This is a genomic window from Ideonella sp. FW305-24, from assembly GCF_058788035.1.
Genome location: NZ_JBYTAI010000014.1, coordinates 141545 through 161247, shown reverse-complemented (window position 1 = coordinate 161247; position 19703 = coordinate 141545). Strand labels below are relative to the sequence as shown.

The 19703-nt window shown below is 67.4% G+C and carries 14 protein-coding genes; 3 read left to right on the top strand and 11 right to left on the bottom strand.

The window, feature by feature from the left end; all coding sequences use genetic code 11:
• Nucleotides 1-21: 21 nt before the first annotated feature.
• The 3 genes from urtB to AC3WR5_RS27705 all read right to left on the bottom strand — a co-directional run bounded on the left by urtB (nt 22) and on the right by AC3WR5_RS27705 (nt 4237).
• A complete protein-coding gene (gene urtB / locus AC3WR5_RS27715; RefSeq protein WP_492488706.1) occupies nt 22-1605 on the bottom strand; it encodes an urea ABC transporter permease subunit UrtB in 1584 nt (527 codons plus the stop codon).
• A 144-nt stretch (nt 1606-1749) separates the two neighbouring features.
• Complete coding sequence (gene urtA, locus AC3WR5_RS27710; protein WP_492488743.1) at nt 1750-3009, bottom strand: urea ABC transporter substrate-binding protein; 1260 nt, start codon at nt 3007-3009, stop codon at nt 1750-1752.
• 169 nt (nt 3010-3178) lie between these two features.
• Nucleotides 3179-4237 (bottom strand): glycosyltransferase, encoded by a 1059-nt coding sequence (locus tag AC3WR5_RS27705; RefSeq protein WP_492488705.1) that lies wholly within the window; start codon nt 4235-4237, stop codon nt 3179-3181.
• Nucleotides 4238-4465: 228 nt separating this feature from the next.
• Here AC3WR5_RS27705 and AC3WR5_RS27700 point away from each other — a divergent pair, with 228 nt between their 5' ends.
• Entirely contained in the window at nt 4466-5059 is a 594-nt protein-coding gene (locus AC3WR5_RS27700) for a hypothetical protein (protein ID WP_141286684.1), read from the top strand.
• Nucleotides 5060-5084: 25 nt separating this feature from the next.
• Here AC3WR5_RS27700 and AC3WR5_RS27695 read toward each other — a convergent pair whose 3' ends face one another.
• Nucleotides 5085-6116, bottom strand: a complete 1032-nt coding sequence (locus tag AC3WR5_RS27695) for a Stealth CR1 domain-containing protein (protein ID WP_492488702.1) — start codon at nt 6114-6116, stop codon at nt 5085-5087.
• 165 nt (nt 6117-6281) lie between these two features.
• Complete coding sequence (locus AC3WR5_RS27690) at nt 6282-7289, bottom strand: Stealth CR1 domain-containing protein (RefSeq protein WP_492488701.1); 1008 nt, start codon at nt 7287-7289, stop codon at nt 6282-6284.
• A 117-nt stretch (nt 7290-7406) separates the two neighbouring features.
• On the opposite strand from AC3WR5_RS27690, the gene AC3WR5_RS27685 reads away from it, so the two are divergent.
• Complete coding sequence (locus AC3WR5_RS27685; RefSeq protein WP_492488700.1) at nt 7407-8339, top strand: hypothetical protein; 933 nt, start codon at nt 7407-7409, stop codon at nt 8337-8339.
• Between the two features lie 115 nt (nt 8340-8454).
• Nucleotides 8455-9357, top strand: a complete 903-nt coding sequence (locus AC3WR5_RS27680) for a hypothetical protein (protein WP_492488698.1) — start codon at nt 8455-8457, stop codon at nt 9355-9357.
• A 7-nt stretch (nt 9358-9364) separates the two neighbouring features.
• On the opposite strand, the gene AC3WR5_RS27675 is transcribed toward AC3WR5_RS27680, so the two are convergent.
• From AC3WR5_RS27675 to AC3WR5_RS27650, 6 genes are all read right to left on the bottom strand, one after another.
• The gene (locus AC3WR5_RS27675) at nt 9365-10354 is read right to left on the bottom strand and encodes a response regulator (RefSeq protein WP_492488697.1); all 990 of its coding nucleotides are present in this window, start codon (nt 10352-10354) and stop codon (nt 9365-9367) included.
• Complete coding sequence (locus AC3WR5_RS27670; RefSeq protein WP_492488695.1) at nt 10332-13841, bottom strand: hybrid sensor histidine kinase/response regulator; 3510 nt, start codon at nt 13839-13841, stop codon at nt 10332-10334. The genes AC3WR5_RS27675 and AC3WR5_RS27670 overlap by 23 nt, the downstream gene beginning before the upstream one ends.
• 161 nt (nt 13842-14002) lie before the next feature.
• Nucleotides 14003-15022, bottom strand: a complete 1020-nt coding sequence (locus AC3WR5_RS27665) for a recombination-associated protein RdgC (RefSeq protein ID WP_492488694.1) — start codon at nt 15020-15022, stop codon at nt 14003-14005.
• A gap of 20 nt (nt 15023-15042) precedes the next feature.
• Complete coding sequence (locus tag AC3WR5_RS27660) at nt 15043-15663, bottom strand: GNAT family N-acetyltransferase (protein ID WP_492488692.1); 621 nt, start codon at nt 15661-15663, stop codon at nt 15043-15045.
• A gap of 19 nt (nt 15664-15682) precedes the next feature.
• Nucleotides 15683-18427 carry a preprotein translocase subunit SecA gene (secA, locus tag AC3WR5_RS27655; RefSeq protein WP_492488690.1) on the bottom strand — a complete coding sequence of 915 codons (2745 nt, stop codon included), beginning with the start codon at nt 18425-18427 and terminating at the stop codon, nt 15683-15685.
• 247 nt (nt 18428-18674) lie between these two features.
• Nucleotides 18675-19697, bottom strand: coding sequence for a M23 family metallopeptidase (locus tag AC3WR5_RS27650; RefSeq protein WP_492488688.1), 1023 nt, complete (start codon nt 19695-19697; stop codon nt 18675-18677).
• Nucleotides 19698-19703: the final 6 nt, after the last annotated feature.

Here is a 19703-nt window from a genome sequence, read left to right as displayed (position 1 = left end):
GATTCGTCAGGCATCAGGCAATCAGGCTTCCGCACTTCTGCCCTTCATGGCGAAGATCCCCTGGGGGCGCTTCTGGATGAAGACCACGATGAACACCAGCACCATGATCTTGGCCAGCACCGCGCCAGCCCAGCCTTCAAGCAGCTTGTTCAACACACCCAGGCCCAGCGCCGCGTAGACAGTGCCGGCCAGTTGGCCCACACCGCCGAGCACGACGACCATGAAGGAGTCGACGATGTAGCTCTGGCCCAGGTCCGGGCCGACGTTGCCGACCTGGCTCAAGGCGCAGCCGGCGAGGCCCGCGATGCCCGCGCCCAGCGAAAAGGCATAGGTGTCGATGCGGGCGGTGTTGACGCCCATGCAGGCGGCCATGCGGCGGTTCTGCGTGACGCCGCGCACGAACAGGCCCAGCCGTGTCTTGGCGATCAGCAGCGCCACGCCGCCCAGCACCGCAAAGGCAAACACGATGATGGCCAGGCGGTTGTAGGGCAGCGTGAGGTTGCTCATCGCGGCCACGCCACCGGACATCCACGAAGGGTTCTCGACCGGCACGTTCTGCGCGCCGAACAGGCCGCGCACGCCCTGCATCAGCACCAGGCTGATGCCCCAGGTCGCCAGCAGCGTTTCGAGTGGCCGGCCATAAAGCCAGCGGATGACCAGCCGCTCGAGCACTGCGCCGACCAGCGCGGCGGCCAGGAACGAAGCCGGCACCGCGAGCAGGATGTACCAGTCGAACAGGCCCGGCAGATAGGCCTTGAACAGGTTCTGCACCAGGTAGGTGGCATAGGCGCCGATCATCATCAGCTCGCCGTGGGCCATGTTGATCACGCCCATCAGCCCGTAGGTGATGGCCAGGCCCAGGGCCACCAGCAGCAGGATGCTGCCCAGGCTGATGCCGGTGAAGACCACGCCCAGACGCTCGCCCCAGGCAAGACGGGCCGAGACCTTGTCGACCGAACTGAGCAAAACGCCGCGCACTTCGGCGTCGGTCTCGCCGCCATCGGCCAGGCGCGCCTGCAACAGGCTCTTGACCTGCGACATGCCGCTCTCGCCCAATGATTGGGCGGCGGCCAGGCGCTGGGCCTTGTCAGGCGAGGCGATCTGCAGCGCGGCGCGCATCAGGCCCAGGCGGTCTTTCAGTGAAGCGTCGGTTTCAGCGGCCAGCGCCTTGTCGATCAGCGGCAGCTGGGACGGGTCCAGCGTGTCCTTGGCAAGTTCGGTCACCGCTTCGCGGCGCAGCGCGATGTCGGGTGACAGCAATTTGAGACCCGCCTGCGCCGCCTGCAGGGCGCCGCGCATGCGGTTGTTGTTGACCACGTCTTCGGCGTCTTCCGGCAGCGTGGCTGCGGCGCCAGTGGCGGCGTCCGTCACCTTCTCGCCATCGACGATCAGCACCTGGGCCGGCGTGAGCTTGACGGCATCGTCCAGCAGCGCCGCAACCAGCTTGGGCAGCCCCGTGTCGGCACGCGCGACGGCGTCGTTCAGCGCGGCAACGCGGGCGTCCGTGTCCCCCGCCGAAATCGCCTTGGCCTGCTCAGTCGTGAGGGCGTGTGCAGGCAGCGCCGCAAACAACACCAGCCCGAGTCCCGCAAGAAATCGAATCATCTCGAGAACCCTCGATTGAGAAGAAACGCGGGCCGCCAACGCCGCCCGCGCCTTCAAGCAGCCGCCGTGGATCCGGCTTTGCCGGTCCACTGGTGGCGCCCCAGTCAACAACTGCTGGGGCCGCAGCTTTGCTGCGGTAGGGGGTTACTTCTTCTCGGGCACGTTCTTCTTGCCCTTGTTCTCGGGGATGTAGTCGCTCCACGGATCGGCCACGACCGGGCCCGGGGTCTTCCACACCACGTTGAACTGGCCGTCGGCCTTCACTTCGCCGATGAAGACCGGCTTGTGCAGGTGATGGTTTTCCTTGTCCATCGTCGAGGTGAAGCCGCCCGGCGCCTTGAAGGTCTGGCCGGCCATTGCGGCGATGACCTTGTCGGTGTCGGTGGACTTGGCCTTGGCAACCGCCTGGGCCCACATGTGGATGCCGATGTAGGTGGCTTCCATCGGGTCATTGGTCAGCGGCTTGTCCTTGTGGCCCGGGATGCCCTTGGCCTTGGCGTAGTCGCTCCATTCCTTGATGAACGCCGTGTTGGTCGGGTTCTTGATGGACATGAAGTAGTTCCACGCGGCCAGGTGGCCGACCAGCGGCTTGGTGTCCACGCCGCGCAGCTCTTCTTCACCGACCGAGAAGGCCACCACCGGCACGTCGGTCGCCTTCAGGCCCTGGTTGCCCAGTTCCTTGTAGAAGGGCACGTTGGAGTCGCCGTTGATGGTCGAGATCACGGCGGTCTTCTTGCCTTCGCCGGCAAACTTCTTGATCTTGGCGATGATGCCTTGATAGTCGGAGTGACCGAAGGGCGTGTACTCCTCCATGATGTCGGTGTCGGCCACGCCCTTGCTGCGCAGGAAGGCGCGCAGGATCTTGTTGGTGGTGCGCGGGTACACATAGTCCGTGCCCAGCAGCACGAAGCGCTTGGCGCCGCCGCCGTCCTTGCTCATCAGGTATTCCACTGCGGGAATGGCCTGCTGGTTCGGCGCTGCGCCGGTGTAGAACACGTTCTTGCTGAGCTCTTCGCCTTCGTATTGCACCGGGTAGAACAGCAGCGAGTTCTTCTCTTCGAAGACCGGCAGCACCGACTTGCGCGAGACCGAGGTCCAGCAGCCGAAGACGACGGCCACCTTGTCCTGGTCGATCAGCTGCTTGGCCTTCTCGGCGAACAGCGGCCAGTTGGAAGCCGGATCGACAACGACCGGTTCCAGCTTCTTGCCCAGCACGCCGCCCTTGGCATTGATCTCGTCGATGGTCATCAGCGCGACGTCCTTCAGCACCGTCTCGGAGATGGCCATGGTGCCGGACAGCGAGTGCAGGATGCCGACCTTGATGGTGTCGGCGGCCTGGGCCAGCGAGGTGAAACCGAGCGCGCAGGCAGCGGCAGCCAGCGCGGTGATCGAACGGCGGGACATTTTCATGGGGTGGGTGCTCCGAAACCTGTGGGGTATGTGTCAGCCAAGCCTCTGAGGCGAGGCGGTGTGCCGTGTCTCACGGCTGACACAAGCTTAGGAGCCGCCCGGGTTCGCACCTATACGCAGGTTGGCGTATAGGTGACGCGTGCAGGGCCCACGCAGTGACGCCTCAGAGCGCGAGTTCGGCGTCGGCTTCAGTCAGCAGCTGGCGGTCGCGGCGGGCCAGCAGCTCGCGGTAGAAGCCCAGCATGACCTGGCTGCTGACCGCGATGTCATGCGCCGACAGGTCGGGCCGGTGGCGAGCACGGGGGCGCGCCACATGGTCGGCCAGCAGGGTGGCAAGGGCCGGCACGTCGCCGATAGCAAACAGTTCGCCGCCGTGGTCCTCGACCAGCTCGCGGCAGCCGTCGGCCGTCGACGTGATGACCGGCGTGCCGGCGTCCATGGCTTCGAGCACCACGCGCGGCAGCGGCTCGAAACGCGAGGGGCAGACGAACACGTCGAAGGCCTGGTAGCAGTCCTTCACGTCGGCCCGGAAGCCCAGCAACTGGATGCGCGCATCGCCCGCGGCCTGGGCCTGCAGCCGAGCTTCAGCAGCGCCGAGGCCGAACAGCACCAGCTTCAACTGCCTCAGCTCCGGGCGGCTGCGCACCGCGGCGATCAAGGTGTCCCAGCCCTTGACGTCGGTCAGCCGGCCCACGCCGCCCACCAGCAGCTCGCCGGGCTGCACGCCCCAGCTGGCGCGCAGCGCGGCAATTTCTTCCGCTGACAGACGGCGGTGCGGAGTCAGCGAGTTGTGGGCCTTCAGCGCCTGGCCGGTATAGCTTTTCGGCAATTGCCACACCTGCCAGCGCGCATTGCAGACCAGGCCGTCCATCTGCAGGAAATGCGGACCGTTGACGCCGATGTGCAGCGTGGAGACGGACGCGCAAGGCGGCTTCAGCTGGGCGATCAGGCGGGTGGCCCGGCGCAGGTGGCCGTGCACCAGCTCGGGCCGCCAGTGGCGCAGCACCCGGCCCAGGTGCCAGCGAGTGAACCAGAAGCGTGGCAGCTCGAAGCACTGGACCCGCGGGTCAAGGTGGTCACGGATGCTGGCGCCGTTCCTGCGGTGATCCCTGCGCAGCACCAGGGCCACGTCGTGCCGCTCGCACTGCGCATTGCAGGACTCGGCCGAGGAGCGCTCGGAACCGGCGAAACCGCGGGACAGGACGATGTGCAGGATTCTCATGGTCGGCGGGTTGCCAGTGGCAGATGCATGCCAGCTTCAACGGGTCGCACGACGCGGCGATGACAGTGCCAAAGGCATGGACAGCGTGCCGACAGCTCGTGTCGGCTCAGCCACAGCAGGCAAGCGAGGCTCCCGGAACAGGGACCACTTCACACGCTGGCGACACGCAGCACCAAGGCGCTCTGCCACAATCTGCACAGCCGTACATAAAAGCATGAAAGGACCGTCGTGGGGGCGTTCGTCATCAAGTCATGGAAGAGCGGTAACAAGCCTGTCGATGAACAGGGCAACTATGTGCACATCGTGGGCCGCAACGGCGGCCTGATTGCCTGGTTGCTCGCCCGGCTGCGCGTGGATCCGACCACCCGCATCGCAGTCGGCATCGAGCGGCTGGAGTTCACACGCTCGTCGCTGTCGGGCGTGCAAGCGCGCCTGATCCCGCTGGAAAGCATCTCGTCGACCTATTACGGCTATCACAAGCCGTGGAAGACGGCGCTTTCCATCGTGCTGCTGTTTGGCCTGGTGGCAGGCTCGCTGATGCGAGAGCCCAGCAGCGGCACGATCGGCGCGGTGGTCATCGGCTTCGGCCTGCTGTTCGCCGCGGCCTACTACCTGCTGAACCGCACGCTGACGCTGGGCTTCATCGAGCACAGCGGCGTGGTCAGCGGCATCCAGTTCAAGCGCTCGGTGATCGAGGGCCAGGACATCGACGAGCACGAGGCCAGGCAGATCTGCAAGCTGGTGCAGCGCCTGCTGGAAGCCCGCCAGCGCCGCCTGCAGACGCCGCAGCCGCAGATGGCGCAGGCCCAGCGCTACGGCTGAAATGCGGCAGTGCAGGCTGCGCCGTTCAGCAGAACTGGCGCAGCACCTGGTCCAGCGGTCCCACCACCTGGTCGAGCCACTGCACCACCATGCCTTGAACATCGGACGGTGCCTCGTCCAGGCTCTGGATGCAGGCGAACAGCACAGCGGGATCGCTCGCGGCGCCGCGCAGCTTGCGTGCCAGCCGGCCGGGTGCGGTACGGGCCGGTTTCAGGTTGACGGTCTGTGGATCGGGCTGCAGCGCAGCGCTACCGGCCCGGATCTCCAGGTGCCCGGCCAGCATCGGCGGCAGGAATTGCCGGGCGTCGCGCAAGCGGTGCACGATGTTCTGCCGCAGGGCCTGCGGATGCGCCGCGAAATAGGCTTCCAGCGTCGAGCGGCGCAAGGGATGCGGGTGATGGTCGTGCTCCAGGTAGCGGCCGTCGTAGCCCGCCAACCGGGCTGACAGCGCCTGTCCCTCCTGGTGGCCCGGTCGGCGATCCGGCACGGGCGAGCCCCGCCTCGCCTGCCACCAGTCGCGCAGCCGGCGGTGCCAGCGCTGCTCGGGCGCCACGCGCCAGTGGCCGCGCAGCACCGGCTGGCCGTCGCGGAACCAGTCTTCCGGCTGCACCGGCTTGATCAGCATGAAGTCGTCATTCAGGTAGACGAATTGCTCGGCCAGGCCCGGAATGCGATGAAGCAGGGTTTCGATCGAGCGGCAGTTGAAGGTCGGCAGGCAGTCTTCATGGCCGGCAAACAAGGCCTTGTGGTCCACCAGGCGCAGCTTCTCCCCGGCCTGGGCAGGCCACTCCTGCACCCGCTCGAAAAAGGCCGGCGCCTGCTCATCGGCCACGATGTGGATGCGCCTGAGGAATGGTGCGAAGCGCAGCAGCGACGCCACGCAGTAGTCGATCTCGCCCACGGAGTTGAGCCGTGTGGGGGCAGCCGCCGCAGGCCTGCAGCCCAACTGGGCCAGGTAGGCCTCCAGCTTGGCGCGGTGGCGTGGGTCCTGGCCATCGACCCAGGCGATGACGGCGTCTATCGGCTCGGCAGTGTGCAGCGCGGCAGTGGGCTGCACACTGGCAGGGGTGGTGGTGAATGCGTTTGCTGGTGCCAGCGCGGATCGCCTGGCAAGGGGGACAGTGACAAGCATTGGCGCATTTTCGCCAAGCGCTTACACATCTTCACAATGGTGTCATTTCCCCGTCAAAAGCATGTGGATTTGGCCGGGGCGGCCAGCGGCTCACACCGGGTCCCGACCAATCGTCGCATCCAGCCAGGCCAGCACCGTCGCCTGCGCTGCCGGCGAGGCCTGGTCCAGGCTCTGGATGCAGACGAACAGCAGATCGGGCGTTTGCGCCACCGCGCGCAAACGCCGCACCAGCTGTGCCGGCGACAGCGAATCCGGCTTGATGTTGGCCGTCTGGGAGGACGGCTCCAGCCATGCGGTGCCAGCGCGCACTTCGAGGTGGCCGGCCAGCATCTGCGCCAGGAACTGGGACGCGTCGCGCAAGCGCGGCGAGATGTTGCGGCGCAGGACTTCCGGGTGGTCGTCGAAATAGCGCGCCAGCGTGCTGCGCCGCAAGGGATGCGGATGATGGTCGTGCTCCAGGAAGCGATGCTCGTAACCGGCCAGACGGGCGGCCAGCGCCTGCGCATCCTGGTGGCTGGGCCGCTTGTCCTGGGCCGGCTGGCCGGTGAGGGTGGCCCAGTATTTCCGCAGGCGGCGCGACCAGCGCAGCTCAGGCGCCGAACGCCACCGCCCATGCAGCACCGGCTTGCCATCGCGAAACCAGTGTTCGGGCTGCACCGGCTTGACCAGCATGAAGTCGTCGTTCAGGTAGACGAACTGCTCGGCCAGACCGGGAATGCGGTACAGCACGGTTTCGATGGAGCGGCTGTTGAAGCTCGGCGTGACATCGTCATGCCCGGCGAAGATCTGCTGGTGGTCGACCCGCACCAGCTTGTCTCGCCACTCGGCCGGCCAGTGCTGCGCACGCTCGAACAGCGCCGGCACCTGCTCGTCGGTCACCACATGGATGCGCCGCAGAAATGGCGCGAAGCGCAACAGCGAGACCACGCAGTAGTCGATCTCGCCGACCGACTGAAAGCGCGTGGCAGCGGCTGCCGCCGGCTGCCGGCCGATCTCGCTCAAGTACGCATTGAGCTTCGCCCTGTGCCGCGGATCGCTGCCGTCGACCCAGGTGATGACGGCGTCGATCGGGGCTGACTCGGCGACAGGGACATGCATCTGCTGCATTGTGGCCGAAGGGCCTGGACCTGCCTGCGCCGGTAAACTGCGGCGCCCCGGTCCCGTAGGCGTCTGTCAGCGAGCCGACCCACATGGACCGCCACCTGAGCGCTTTGCATGACATTCGCCGACACCTCTGCCCTTGCCCGCGCAGCAGACCGATTGGTCGCCCGTTTCCGCCGCAGCATCAAACGTCCCTGGCGCAAACTCAAGCTGCGGGAACTGCGCCGGGCCAACGCGCTGAGCAGAACACCGGTCACGGGCCATGACGGCCCGGTGGTCTCGCTGACCAGCTTTGGCCCCCGGGTGGACAGCGTCTTCTACACGCTGGAGACGATTGCCCAAGGCAGTCTGCGTCCCAGCCGGTTGATTCTCTGGCTTGAAGATGCGCTGCACGCCCAACCGCTGCCAGACACGCTTCAGCGTCTGGCCAGGCGCGGTCTGGAGATCCGGTACTGCAAGGACTGGGGTCCGCACAAAAAGTACTTCCCCTACGTGATGTCCGACACGCCTCTGGATGTGGCACTGGTGACGGCCGACGACGATCATCTGTATCCACGCGACTGGCTGGCCCGGCTCCACCAGGCGCATCGCGCACTGCCCACCGTCATCCACTGTTTCCGGGCCTATCGCTTGCGCTTCCAGGCCAATGGCAGCATTGCACCTTACAAGCAGTGGGACCGCTGCGAATCCATGCAGCCAAGCCCCTTGAACTTCTTCACTGGCTGCTCCGGCGTGCTGTACCCCCCGGCCATGCAGCAAGCCCTGCACCGGCGCGGCGAGGGTTTCGCAGACTGCTGCCCCCGCGCAGACGACGTATGGCTGAACGCGGTGGCCACCTGGGAAGGCATTCCCACCCGGCAGGTCGTGCCGCTTCCGCGCGACTTCCCGGAACTGCCCGGCTCGCGCCAGCAAGGCCTGGCCCGCAGCAACGTGGACAGCGGCGGCAATGATGTGCAACTCGCCGCGACATTTCGCAGCGAAGACTGGGCATGGCTGCACGCACAAACCCAGCCTGCGACTGCCAGATCCAGGCCGGAGCCCGCCTAGCAAATCCGGGCAAGCCAGTCCAAAGCCCGACCTTCAGGGCAGGTGCCCATCGCCTGTTGAACTGGCGTTGCCTACACTCCGGTCCGCTGATGTGGCCATACCTTGCGGAGGTGACATGGTTCAGGTTATCCAGGCCTCGGCGCTGACGCAGGTCCGATACCGGCTCTCGGCGAAACTTCGGCGGGCCGTGAAGCGCTGCGTTCGGCCCGTCTGGTTGGCCCGACTGCGCCGTCAGAACGCGCACAGCCAATCACCAATGACCTCGCCAGGCGGCCCGGTACTCTCGATCACGACGACGGCGGTCAGGCTGCCTACGGTCTTCTACACGCTGGAGACCATCGCCGATGGTTCATTGAAACCGAGCAGATTGGTGTTGTGGCTGGACCAAAGCCTCATCGACAAGGGCTTGCCAGCCTCCCTGGTGCGCCAGCAGTCGCGTGGGCTCGAAATTCGCGGCTGCCGGGATGTTGGCCCTCACACGAAGTTTTTCCCGCAAGTGATGTCGGAGCCTGCACCAAGCCTGCCGCTGGTCACCGCAGACGACGATCAGTTGTATCCGCGTCAATGGCTGCAGACATTGCAGCAAGCGTACCTGGCCGACGACACCGCCCTGCACTGCTTTCGCGCTTATGTGATCGCGCTCACGACAGACGGACATCTCCAGCCCTACAAGCGCTGGCCCAAATGCCATTCGACAGAGCCCAGCCTGCTGCACTTTGCCACCGGCGTGTCAGGCATCATCTACCCGCCTGCGATGCAACTCGCCTTGCGCGCCCGCGGGCTGGGCTTCCTGAGCTGCTGCCCACGGGCGGATGACATCTGGCTCAATGCGGTAGCGCTGTGGGAAGGCTTTCCGGTGAGGCAGATCGAGCCGGTGCCAGTGAACTTCTACGAAATGCCGGGCTCTCGGGCACAGGGCTTGGCGCGCAGCAATGTGGACCAGGGTGGCAACGACCCTCAGCTGGACGCGACCTACCGGCGGGAAGATCTGGCAAGGCTGCGGGAACTGACTCGCTGAGGCGGGCTCAATCGCCACCCTGCCGCCGCACCTTGCCCAGCGCCAGCGCCGCAGCCGCGGTGCGCGTCTCCACGCCCAGTTTCTCGAACACATGCTCCAGGTGCTTGTGCACGGTGCGCGGGCTGGTGCCGAGGATGTCGCCGATGTCGCGGTTGGTCTTGCCCTGGATCACCCAGTACAGCACCTCGGCCTCGCGCGCGGTGAGCGGCAAGGCCTGGGACAGGGCTTGCAGCAGCGCCGTCTCGGACTCTTCGCGCAGCACCAGCAGCCACTCGCCTTCGCTGAACTGCTCGCCGTTCATCGGGTGCAGCGCAAAGGAGATTCGCTGCGCTGCACGGGCCACCGTCAGCGCCTGGGCCTCGGCACCGGCGCGGCGGCGCAGCGCCTCGCGGGCCAGCCAGGCCTGCACTTCGGCCGGCATCGCCGATTCAGGCACCTCAGGGAAATAACGCGCCATCAGCTCGCGCGCCAGCCCGGTCTGCCAGACGCGCTTGCCGTCGCGCTCGCGGGCCACCAGCGTGGCGTGGCCGAAGGCGTCCAGCGCGTTGCGGGCCTGGCGCTGGCTGCGAGCGCTTTGCAAATGCGTGGCCAGGCGGGCCAGCACTTCGCGGGTGCGGATGGGCTTGGTCACGTAGTCCACGCCGCCGGCAGCGAAGGCGGCGACCACGTGTTCGGTGTCGGTCAGGCCGGTCATGAAGATGATGGGGATGGCGGCGGTGGCCGGGTCGGCCTTGAGCCGGCGGGCCACCTCGAAGCCATCCATGCCGGGCATCACCGCGTCCAGCAGCACGATGTCCGGTCTGGCCTGGCGGGCGCTTTGCAGCGCGGCCTCGCCATGCGTGGCGACCAGCACGGTGTAGCCGGATTCGTCCAGCGCGTCGTGCAGCACCGCGAGGTTGTCCGGCACATCGTCGACGATCAGCACCCGCTCGGCAGTGCCGGCGTCCAGCCCGTTGCCAGGGCCTCCCGGGCCTTCATCGAGCACGGCGGCGTTCATCGAGTGCTTTCGTCAAGGTGTGTTGGATGGCATCGAGCTGGAAGCCGCGAGCCATGGCGCGCAGCCTGGCCACGAATGCCGCTGCGGCAGGATGCTCGGCCTCGATCTGGTCGAGCTTGCGGGTCACGCCGCGCACATAGCCCAGGCCGACCAGTTCCTGCAGCGCTTCCAGTGCTTCGACCGGCGGCAGCACCTCGGCAACGGGCTCGGCCACAGGCTCGGCCCGGCGCGGCGCGGCGTCGATCCAGCGCAGTTGCAGCCGGCTGCCCAGCCAGTCCAGTAGGTCGGCCAGGCGCACCGGCTTGACCAGGAAGTCCGACGCCGGCAGGCCGACGATGTTGTCCAGGCCCTGGTCGAAGGCATTGGCCGAAATGACCGCCACCGGCGCGGTGGACAGCGCCTGCGCACGCAGCCGGCGGATGGTCTCCCAGCCGTCGATGCCGGGCATTGCCAGGTCCATGAAGATCGCGTCGGGTTGCAGCGTGGCCAAGCGCGCCAGGCCTTCTTCGCCAGACGCCGCCTGCTCGATCACGAAGCCCAGCGGTTGCAGCAGGTCGGCCAGCAGTTGCCGGTCGGCCTCTTCGTTGTCGACCACCAGGATGCAGCGGCGCGGGCCTTCGTAGCCGATGTGCGCGGCGCGCGGTGCGCTGACCTGGCCGCCCTGCCCGCCCCTGACTTCGGGCAGGAACAGGCGCAGCCGGAAGGTGCTGCCGTGGCCGGGCATGCTGTGCACCGTCATCTCGCCACCCATCAGGTCGGTGAGCATCTTGCTGATGGTCAGGCCCAGGCCGGTGCCGCCTACGCTGGCGCTGCCGGCGGCCGAGCCGCGCACAAAGGGCTCGAACACCCGCGCCAACTCGGCCTCGCTCATCCCGGGGCCGGAGTCGATGATCTCGACGCGGGCCATCTCACGTGCGTAGGCCACGCGCAGCGTGACATGGCCAAAGGTCGTGAACTTGACGGCATTGCCCAGCAGGTTGATCAGGATCTGGCGCAGCCGGCGTTCGTCTGCGCGCACCCATTCGGGCAGCGTGTCGCCGCCCTCGAAGACAAAGCGGATGCCCTTGCCTTGCGCCTGCAGCTCGAACATGCGCGCCAGCTCGTGCAGGCAGTCGGCAAAGCGCATGGGCTTCAAGTCCAGCGTCAGCTTGCCGCCTTCGATGCGGGCCACGTCCAGCGTGCCTTCGATCAGGCTCAGCAGATGGTCCCCGCCGCGGCGGATCACGCTGACGGCCTGGCGCCGGTGGGCCGGCATGCTGTCGTCATCTTCCAGCAGCTGGGCATAGCCGAGGATGCTGTTCAGCGGCGTGCGCAGCTCGTGGCTGATGGCGGTGATGTAGCGGGTCTTGGCCTGGTTCGCTGCGTCGGCCACGCGCTTGGCCTGCTGCAGCGCCAGGTCGGTCTGCTGGTGTGAGGCGATCTCGCGCATCAGCGCCTCGGTCTGGCGCAGCGTCTCTTCCTGCGCCACCTGCCGGCTCTTGTGCGCCAGCACCAGCCACCAGGCGACCACGGCCGAGACCAGCAGCAGCGCCGCATAGGCCTTGACAAAGCTGCCTTGCAGCGACGGCGCCAGCTGCGCGGCCACCTCGCCGCCGCGCTCCACCAGCACCTTCAGCTCCTGGTGGTACAGCAGGCCGAACAGCGCGCCCAGCGCCGGCACGATCAGGCCCATCAGCAGCAGGTATTGGCCCAGGCCGGTGTCGACCTGCGGCGCCAGGCGCTGCGGCAGCACGCGCAGCAGCAACTGGCGCCAGGCCTGCCAGAAGCGGTCCACCGCGCGTTGTTGCGGCTTGCACTGGTCGCCGCAGCGGGCGTCCAGCGTGCAGCAAAGCGAGCAGATGAAGCCGCCATACGCGGGGCAGCGCGCCATGTCCTCGCCTTCGTAGCTGCGGGCGCAGACCACGCAGGTGTGGGCGCGCAGCCGGGCGTAGCCGCCGCGGCCGTCACCGCGCTCGGTGTGGCTCTCGGGCGCTTCGGGCTCGCGCGCCAGGTAGTAGCGGCCACCGGTGTACCAGGCGATCAGCGGCGAGGCGACCAGCGCAGTGACCAGCGCGATCAGCGCCGAGAAGGCCTGGGCCATCGCGCCAAACGCGCCCAGGTGCGCCGCCACCGACAGCAGCGAGGCCAGGCCCATCGCGCCCACGCCGACCGGGTTCACGTCATGCAGGTAGGCGCGGCGGAACTCGATGCCGGGCGGGCTCAGGCCCAGCGGCTTGTTGATCACCAGGTCGGCGACGACCGCCATGATCCAGGCGATGGCGATGTTGGAAAACAGGCCCAGCACGCCACCCAGCGCCTGGAACACGTCCAGTTCCATCAGCATCAGCGCGATGCCGATGTTGAACACCATCCACACCACGCGGCCCGGGTGGCTGTGGGTCAGCCGCGAGAAGAAGTTGGACCAGGCCAGCGAGCCGGCGTAGGCGTTGGTGACGTTGATCTTCAGCTGCGAGACGATGACAAAACAGGCCGTGGCCGCGACCGCCAGGCCGTAGTGCGGGAACACGTATTCGTAGGCCGCCAGGTACATCTGGTTCGGGTCGACCGCTCGGTCCACTGGCACCGAATGTTCGATCGCCAGCCAGGCCAGCAGCGCGCCGCCCAGCATCTTCAGCACGCCTGGCAGCACCCAGCCCGGGCCGCCGACCAAAACGCCAAACCACCAGCGCTTGCGGTTGGCCGGCGTGAGCTCGGGCATGAAGCGAAGGTAGTCGACCTGCTCGCCCATCTGCGTGATCAGCGCCACGCCCACCGTCATGGCCGCACCAAAGGCCTGCAGCGAAAAGCCGGGGAAGCGGCCGCTCTCGCCAGCGTAGGCAACCAGCCCTTTCAGCAGGCCCGGGTTCTCGCGGAAGACGTAGAAATAGGGCGCGACCAGCATCAGCAGCCACAGCGGCTGGGTCCAGACTTGCAGCCGGCTGATGATGGTCACCCCATGGGTCACCAGTGGAATGACCGCCAGCGCACACAGCAGGTAGCCCCAGACCGGCGGAATGTCGAAGGCCAGTTCCAGCGCATAGGCCATCACCGCGGCTTCGAGCGCGAAGAAGATGAAGGTGAAGCTGGCGTAGATCAGCGAGGTCAGCGTGGAGCCGAGGTAGCCGAAGCCGGCGCCGCGCGTCAGCAAGTCCATGTCCACGCCATGCCGGGCCGCATAGACACTGATCGGCAGCCCCGCCAGGAAGATCACCAGCCCCGTGGCCAGGATGGCCCAGAAGGCATTGGCAAAGCCGTAACGCACCAGCAGCGTGGCGCCCACGGCTTCCAGCACCAGGAAGGACGCGGCGCCGAAGGCGGTGTTGGCCACCCGCCACTCGGACCACTTGCGGAAGGCACGCGGCGTGAAGCGCAGCGCGTAGTCCTCCATGGTCTCGCTGGCGACCCACAGGTTGTAGTCGCGCCGGATCTTCACGACCTGCTGGTGCACAGCGGGCTGCGCATCAGGCGGGGGTGGATCCAGGGCGGCGGTGGGCAAGGCGGCGTTCATGGGGCGCTGATCGGGATGCAGGTATCGATCAAGATCCGCACCATGCCGTGTCGCGGCCTGTCGCCCAGCGATGGGTCAGGCCGGCGGTCGGATGTCACGGCTGGCATCGCAACCCTGGCGCCCCCGCACCGCCGCGGGGCACCATGCACCAGGGCCGGGTTTCAGTCCCAGGGCGCGGTGTCGGTCGCCAAGGCAGGCGAAGCCTCTGGCGCGGCCGGCGATGCGGCCGCAGCGGGCTTGGCCGCGGGTGCCGCACCGGTCAGCTCGGAGGGCAGCTCACCCGGCTGCAGCTCGCCATCCAGTGCCTCGATCAGGTCCGGGATCAGCTGCACCAGCTCGCCGGTGGTGATGGCCACGTCGGTGTCGAAGGCGTCCTCGGGTCGGTCAGCCGAACCTTGCTTGCCTTCGAAGACCACGTCCTCGAACTTCAGCTTCTTGACCTGCAGTTGGTCCGTCAGCACAAACGAGATGCGCTCGGCCCAGGTCATCGCCAGCCGCGTGGGCTGCTTGCCCAGCTCGATGTGCTGGCGCACTTCGTCGGTGTCCAGCGGGTGGCGGGCATAGCGCACGACGGATTTCATCTCGTCGGTGGACTTCAGCTCGCATTCGCGGTCCACGCTGAAGCCGGCCGGCGGCTCGCCGCTGGACAGCCAGTTGGCCATGGCCACGGCCGGCGAGCAGCGGGTCTGCAGCAGCTGCACCGCAAAACCCGGCAAGGCCTTGACCAGGTGGGTGACCACCGTGTCGGCCCGGCTGGCGCTGCCGGCGTCGAGGATCAGCAGGCGGCGTTCGGGGTCGATCCAAGCCTGCGCCGCGGACTGCTTGGTGAAGGCCATCGGCAGCAGTTCCAGCGTGGCCTGTTCCTTGAGTTCCTTCTGCTGCTTCTTGCCGGGCTTGCGGCCGGTCTGCAGCTCGATGTGGTGGGCGATCTCGTCGGTGCGGCGCTTGACGACCGACGACGGCAGCACCTTCTGCTCGACCATCAGCTTCGTCAGCCATTGGCCGCCAATGCTCTCGACCAGCGGCGCATGCACCACACCGCGCGGCGGCGTCCAGCCAGAAGACGTGGGCTGGGTGGCGCCACAGGGCACGAAGGGTTCGTGCTCGAAGGCTTCCAGCGCGGCGCCGAGGTCCGGCACCCAGTCCGGGCCGATGCGGTAGACGATCAGGTTCTTGAACAAGGGAAAGGTCCTCGTGTGGATCAGGGCGCTGGCGGCGGCTTGGTGGCAAGCACCAGGCCCGGCCGCAGCGCGGCAAACATGACCTGGGTCGTGGGCGCGCCCCAGGGATCGGGTTCGTAGCCCCGCAACTCGCCTTCGCGCCGGAAGCCCGGCAACGATTCGGCGAAGTGCAGGGCGCGGGTGTTGCGTGCATCGCTCAAGGCCTGCACGCGGATGAAGCCGAGTTCAAAGGCGATCTCGGTCGCCGCCATCACCGCTTCGCGCATCAGGCCGCGGCCGGCCTGGCGCACGTCGCCCACATAACCCAGCTCGACTCGCGGCGCTTCGAAGTCAAAGCTGTGCAGGTCGATCAGGCCGACGACGGCACCCGCTTCGGCGCCAGCCTCGGCCGTCCGCAACACCAGGTAGTGCAGCGAGCTGCCGCTGCGGTGGTAGCCCAGCAGCCGGCCGCCCAGGTCGGCGGCCTCCTGCAGCGTGAACGGACCGCTGCGGCGCTGTGCCCAGTGGATGAAGCGGTAGGCCGGCAGCGAGGCGTTGAAGCTGTCCATCAGCAGCGCGCCGTCTGCCGGGCCCGGCACGCGCAGCAGCAGCCGCGCGCTGCGCCGCTGGTCGGGCGCGGCCGCCAGGTCAGCGAGCTTCAAGGCCGCTGCCGGCAAGGGCTCAGGCGAGCTTGCCGTGGCAGGCCTTGAACTTCAGACCGCTGCCGCAGGGGCAAGGGTCGTTGCGGCCGACACGGGGCAGGTCGGCGGCCACGGTGGCCGGATCGGTCTCGGCGCTGACGCTGCCATCTTCGTTCGGATGGGTGTAGGTGATGTTGCGCAGTTGCTCGGCCTGTTCCTCGATGGCCTCGGCCGCCTGGCTGACCTGCTCCTGCGTCTGCACGCGCACGGTCATCAGCACGCGGGTGACTTCCATCTTCACGACGTTCAGCAGCTGGGCGAACAGCTCGAAAGCCTCGCGCTTGTATTCCTGCTTGGGGTTCTTCTGCGCATAGCCGCGCAGGTGAATGCCCTGGCGCAGGTAGTCGAGTGCGGCCAGGTGCTCGCGCCAGTGCGAGTCGATGGCCTGCAGCAGCACCATGCGCATGAAGGGCGTGAACTGAGTCGCACCCACCAGGTCCAGCTTGGCCTGGAACGCGGTGTTTGCGGCGGCCTGGACCTTCTCCAGCACTTCTTCGTCGGTGATGCTGCTGGCGCCGGCGACCAGCGCCTGCAGCGACAGGTCCAGCTGCCACTCTTCCTTCAGCACCTTCTCCAGGCCCGCCAGGTTCCACTGTTCCTCGACGCTGTCGGCCGGCACGAAGTCGCGTGTCACGTCCTCCATCGTCGCAGCGCGCAGGTTGGTGATCTGCTCGGTCAGCTCGCTCGCTTCGAGGATCTCGTTGCGCTGCTGGTAGATGACCTTGCGCTGGTCGTTCGACACGTCGTCGTATTCGAGCAGCTGCTTGCGCACGTCGAAGTTGCGCGCCTCGACCTTGCGCTGCGCGGACTCGATGGAGCGCGAGACGATGCCGGCCTCGATGGCCTCGCCTTCGGGCATCTTCAGCCTGTCCATGATCGCGCGCACGCGGTCGCCGGCGAAGATGCGCATCAGCGGGTCTTCCAGCGACAGGTAGAAGCGCGATGCACCCGGGTCGCCCTGGCGGCCGGAGCGGCCACGCAGCTGGTTGTCGATGCGGCGCGACTCGTGGCGCTCGGTGGCGATGATGCGCAGGCCGCCGGCTTCCTTGACCGCGGCATTCAGCCCCGCCCACTCGTCCTTCAGCAGCTGGATGCGCGTGACCTTGTCGGCCTCGGCAATGGCGTCGTCAGCCTCGATGAACTGGATCTGCTTCTCGACGTTGCCACCCAGCACGATGTCGGTGCCGCGGCCCGCCATGTTGGTCGCGATGGTGATCACGCCGGGCCGGCCGGCCTGGGCCACGATTTCCGCTTCGCGAGCGTGCTGCTTGGCGTTCAGCACCTGGTGCGGCAGCTTCGCCTTGGTCAGCAGTTCCGAAACCAGCTCGGAGTTCTCGATCGAGGTCGTGCCGACCAGCACCGGCTGGCCACGCGTGTGGCAGTCGCGGATGTCTTCGGTGACGGCGTTGTACTTCTCGCGCGCGGTCTTGTAGACCAGGTCCAGTTCGTCCTTGCGGATGGTCGGCCGGTTCGGCGGGATGACCACCGTTTCCAGGCCGTAAATTTCCTGGAATTCGTAGGCTTCGGTGTCGGCCGTGCCGGTCATGCCGCCCAGCTTGCCGTACATGCGGAAGTAGTTCTGGAAGGTGATCGAGGCGAGGGTCTGGTTCTCGCTCTGGATCTGCACGCCTTCCTTGGCTTCGACGGCCTGGTGCAGGCCGTCGGACCAGCGGCGGCCTGTCATCAGGCGGCCGGTGAATTCGTCGACGATGACGACTTCGCCGTTCTGCACCACGTAGTGCTGGTCGCGGTGGTACAGGTGGGTGGCGCGCAGCGCTGCGTACACGTGGTGCATCAGCGTGATGTTGGCCGGGTCGTACAGGCTGGCGCCTTCGACCAGCAGGCCTGCCTCGGCCAGGATGCGCTCGGCGTTCTCGTGGCCGTCCTCGGTCAGGAAGACCTGGTGGCTCTTCTCGTCGACCGTGAAGTCGCCCGGCTCGATCACACCTTCGCCAGTGCGCGGATCGGCTTCGCCAATCTGTTTCTTCAGCTTGGGCGCCACGGCGTTGATGCGCACGTAGAGCTCGGTGTGGTCCTCGGCCTGGCCGGAGATGATCAGCGGCGTGCGGGCCTCGTCGATCAGGATGGAGTCCACCTCGTCGACGATGGCGTAGGCCAGGCCGCGCTGCACGCGCTCGCTAGGCTCGTAGACCATGTTGTCGCGCAGGTAGTCGAAGCCGTATTCGTTGTTGGTGCCGTAGGTGATGTCGGCAGCGTAGGCGGCCTGCTTTTCCGGCTTGTCCATGCCGGGCACGTTCACGCCCACGCTGAGGCCCAGCCAGCTGTACAGCCGGCCCATCCACTCGGCGTCGCGCCGGGCCAGGTAATCGTTGACCGTGACCACGTGCACGCCCTTGGCCGGCAGCGCATTCAGGTAGACCGGCAACGTGCCCATCAGCGTCTTGCCTTCGCCGGTGCGCATTTCGGCGATCTTGCCGTTGTGCAGCGTCATGCCGCCCAGCATCTGCACGTCGAAGTGGCGCATCTTCAGCACCCGCTTGCCGGCTTCGCGCACGGTGGCGAAGGCCTCGGGCAGCAGGTCGTCCAGCGTCTCGCCCTTTTCGAGGCGGGCGCGGAACTCGGCCGTCTTGCCCTGCAACGCGGCGTCGTCCAGGGCCTGGAACTGCGGCTCCAGCGCGTTGATCTGCTCGACGACGCGGCGGTATTGCTTGAGCAGGCGGTCATTGCGACTGCCGAAAATCTGGGTGAGAAGCTTGGGCAACATGCAGCGTCAGGGCCTGGTGATTCGGGTGGCGACAGCGCCCGCGGTGGCCGAGATGCCGGCCACGCGAGCCACGGCCTGCACAGATGCGCACAGGCCATGTTCCAGCGGAAGCAGATGGGGGCGGCGCGCGATCTTGCAAGCGCGATGCGCTTCGCAAAAGCGAGCGAGTTTAGCACCGGGGTGTGGCAGGTCTCAGCTCGGTCCCAGGGGTGCCGGCAGCACCCTCGCGAGGCATGGAGACGGGCGATCAGTGGGTGCCGAGCGGGCCCGACGGCGTCGGCACCAGGGTCCGCTGCGCCAGTGCCGGCAGTGCAGGTGCCGGTCCGGCGGCGAGGAACTTGGCCGGGTCCTGCGGCACGCCGTCGACCACGACCTCGAAATGCAGGTGCGGCCCGGTGGAGCGGCCGGTGGTGCCAACCCGCGCCACCGGCTGGCCGCGCTTGACCAGGTCACCGGCCTTGACCAGGATGGCGGAGGTGTGGGCGTAGCGGGTCACCAGGCCGTTGCCGTGGTCGATCTCCAGCAGATGGCCGTACTGCGGATGCCAGTCGGTGGACAACACAACGCCGCCGGCCGCGGCCAGGATGGTGGTGCCAACGTCGGCGGCGAAGTCCAGCCCGGTGTGCAGTGCCGGGCGGTTGGTGAACGGGTCGGTGCGAAAACCGAAGCCTGAGCCGATCACGTCGCTGGCGATCGGCCGGCTGTTGGGCACCATCAGCGCACGCAGCCGGGTCTCGAACAACCGCGACTCGGCGAAGGTCAGCAGGTCGGTGCGCTGCTCGGCCTGGCTTTCCAGGCCCTGCAGCGCGAGGTTGAGCTGGTCCAGCGTCGGGTGGTCCAGCGGCACATAAGGGCCACCAACGCCGGGCGCGGCGCGGAACGTGCCACTGGCAGCCGGCCCAGGCGCCGGCGCCGTCATCACCTTGAGGTCATCGGGCTTCACGCCGGCCAGCCCGGTGACGCGGTCGCCCATCGCTTCGAGCTTGACCATGCGGGCCTGCATCTCGCCGACCTTGACGGCCATGGCGTCCAGGTTCTCGCGCATGAAGCGGTCGCGCTGGGCGATTTCGTCGTGCACCACCAGCTTGACCAGCTGGCTGACGATGGGCCAGCCCTCGCGCGCGGCCTTCAGGAAGATGAAGTGGTAGACCGCGCCGGAAGCCAGCAGCAGCACCAGCACCAGCGCCGCAATGGCCAGGCTCAGCTGCATGCGGCTGAAGCTGACGACGCGGGTGCGCGCCAGTCCGCCGTGGGTGATCATGATCTGCATCGCTAC

Coding starts and splice junctions, on each gene's coding strand:
- urtB (WP_492488706.1), bottom strand. CDS start 1,605: ATGATTCGATTTCTTGCGGGACTCGGGCTGGTGTTGTTTGCGGCGCTG.
- urtA (WP_492488743.1), bottom strand. CDS start 3,009: ATGTCCCGCCGTTCGATCACCGCGCTGGCTGCCGCTGCCTGCGCGCTC.
- AC3WR5_RS27705 (WP_492488705.1), bottom strand. CDS start 4,237: ATGAGAATCCTGCACATCGTCCTGTCCCGCGGTTTCGCCGGTTCCGAG.
- AC3WR5_RS27690 (WP_492488701.1), bottom strand. CDS start 7,289: ATGCATGTCCCTGTCGCCGAGTCAGCCCCGATCGACGCCGTCATCACC.
- AC3WR5_RS27685 (WP_492488700.1), top strand. CDS start 7,407: ATGACATTCGCCGACACCTCTGCCCTTGCCCGCGCAGCAGACCGATTG.
- AC3WR5_RS27680 (WP_492488698.1), top strand. CDS start 8,455: ATGGTTCAGGTTATCCAGGCCTCGGCGCTGACGCAGGTCCGATACCGG.
- AC3WR5_RS27675 (WP_492488697.1), bottom strand. CDS start 10,354: ATGAACGCCGCCGTGCTCGATGAAGGCCCGGGAGGCCCTGGCAACGGG.
- AC3WR5_RS27670 (WP_492488695.1), bottom strand. CDS start 13,841: ATGAACGCCGCCTTGCCCACCGCCGCCCTGGATCCACCCCCGCCTGAT.
- secA (WP_492488690.1), bottom strand. CDS start 18,427: ATGTTGCCCAAGCTTCTCACCCAGATTTTCGGCAGTCGCAATGACCGC.
- AC3WR5_RS27650 (WP_492488688.1), bottom strand. CDS start 19,697: ATGCAGATCATGATCACCCACGGCGGACTGGCGCGCACCCGCGTCGTC.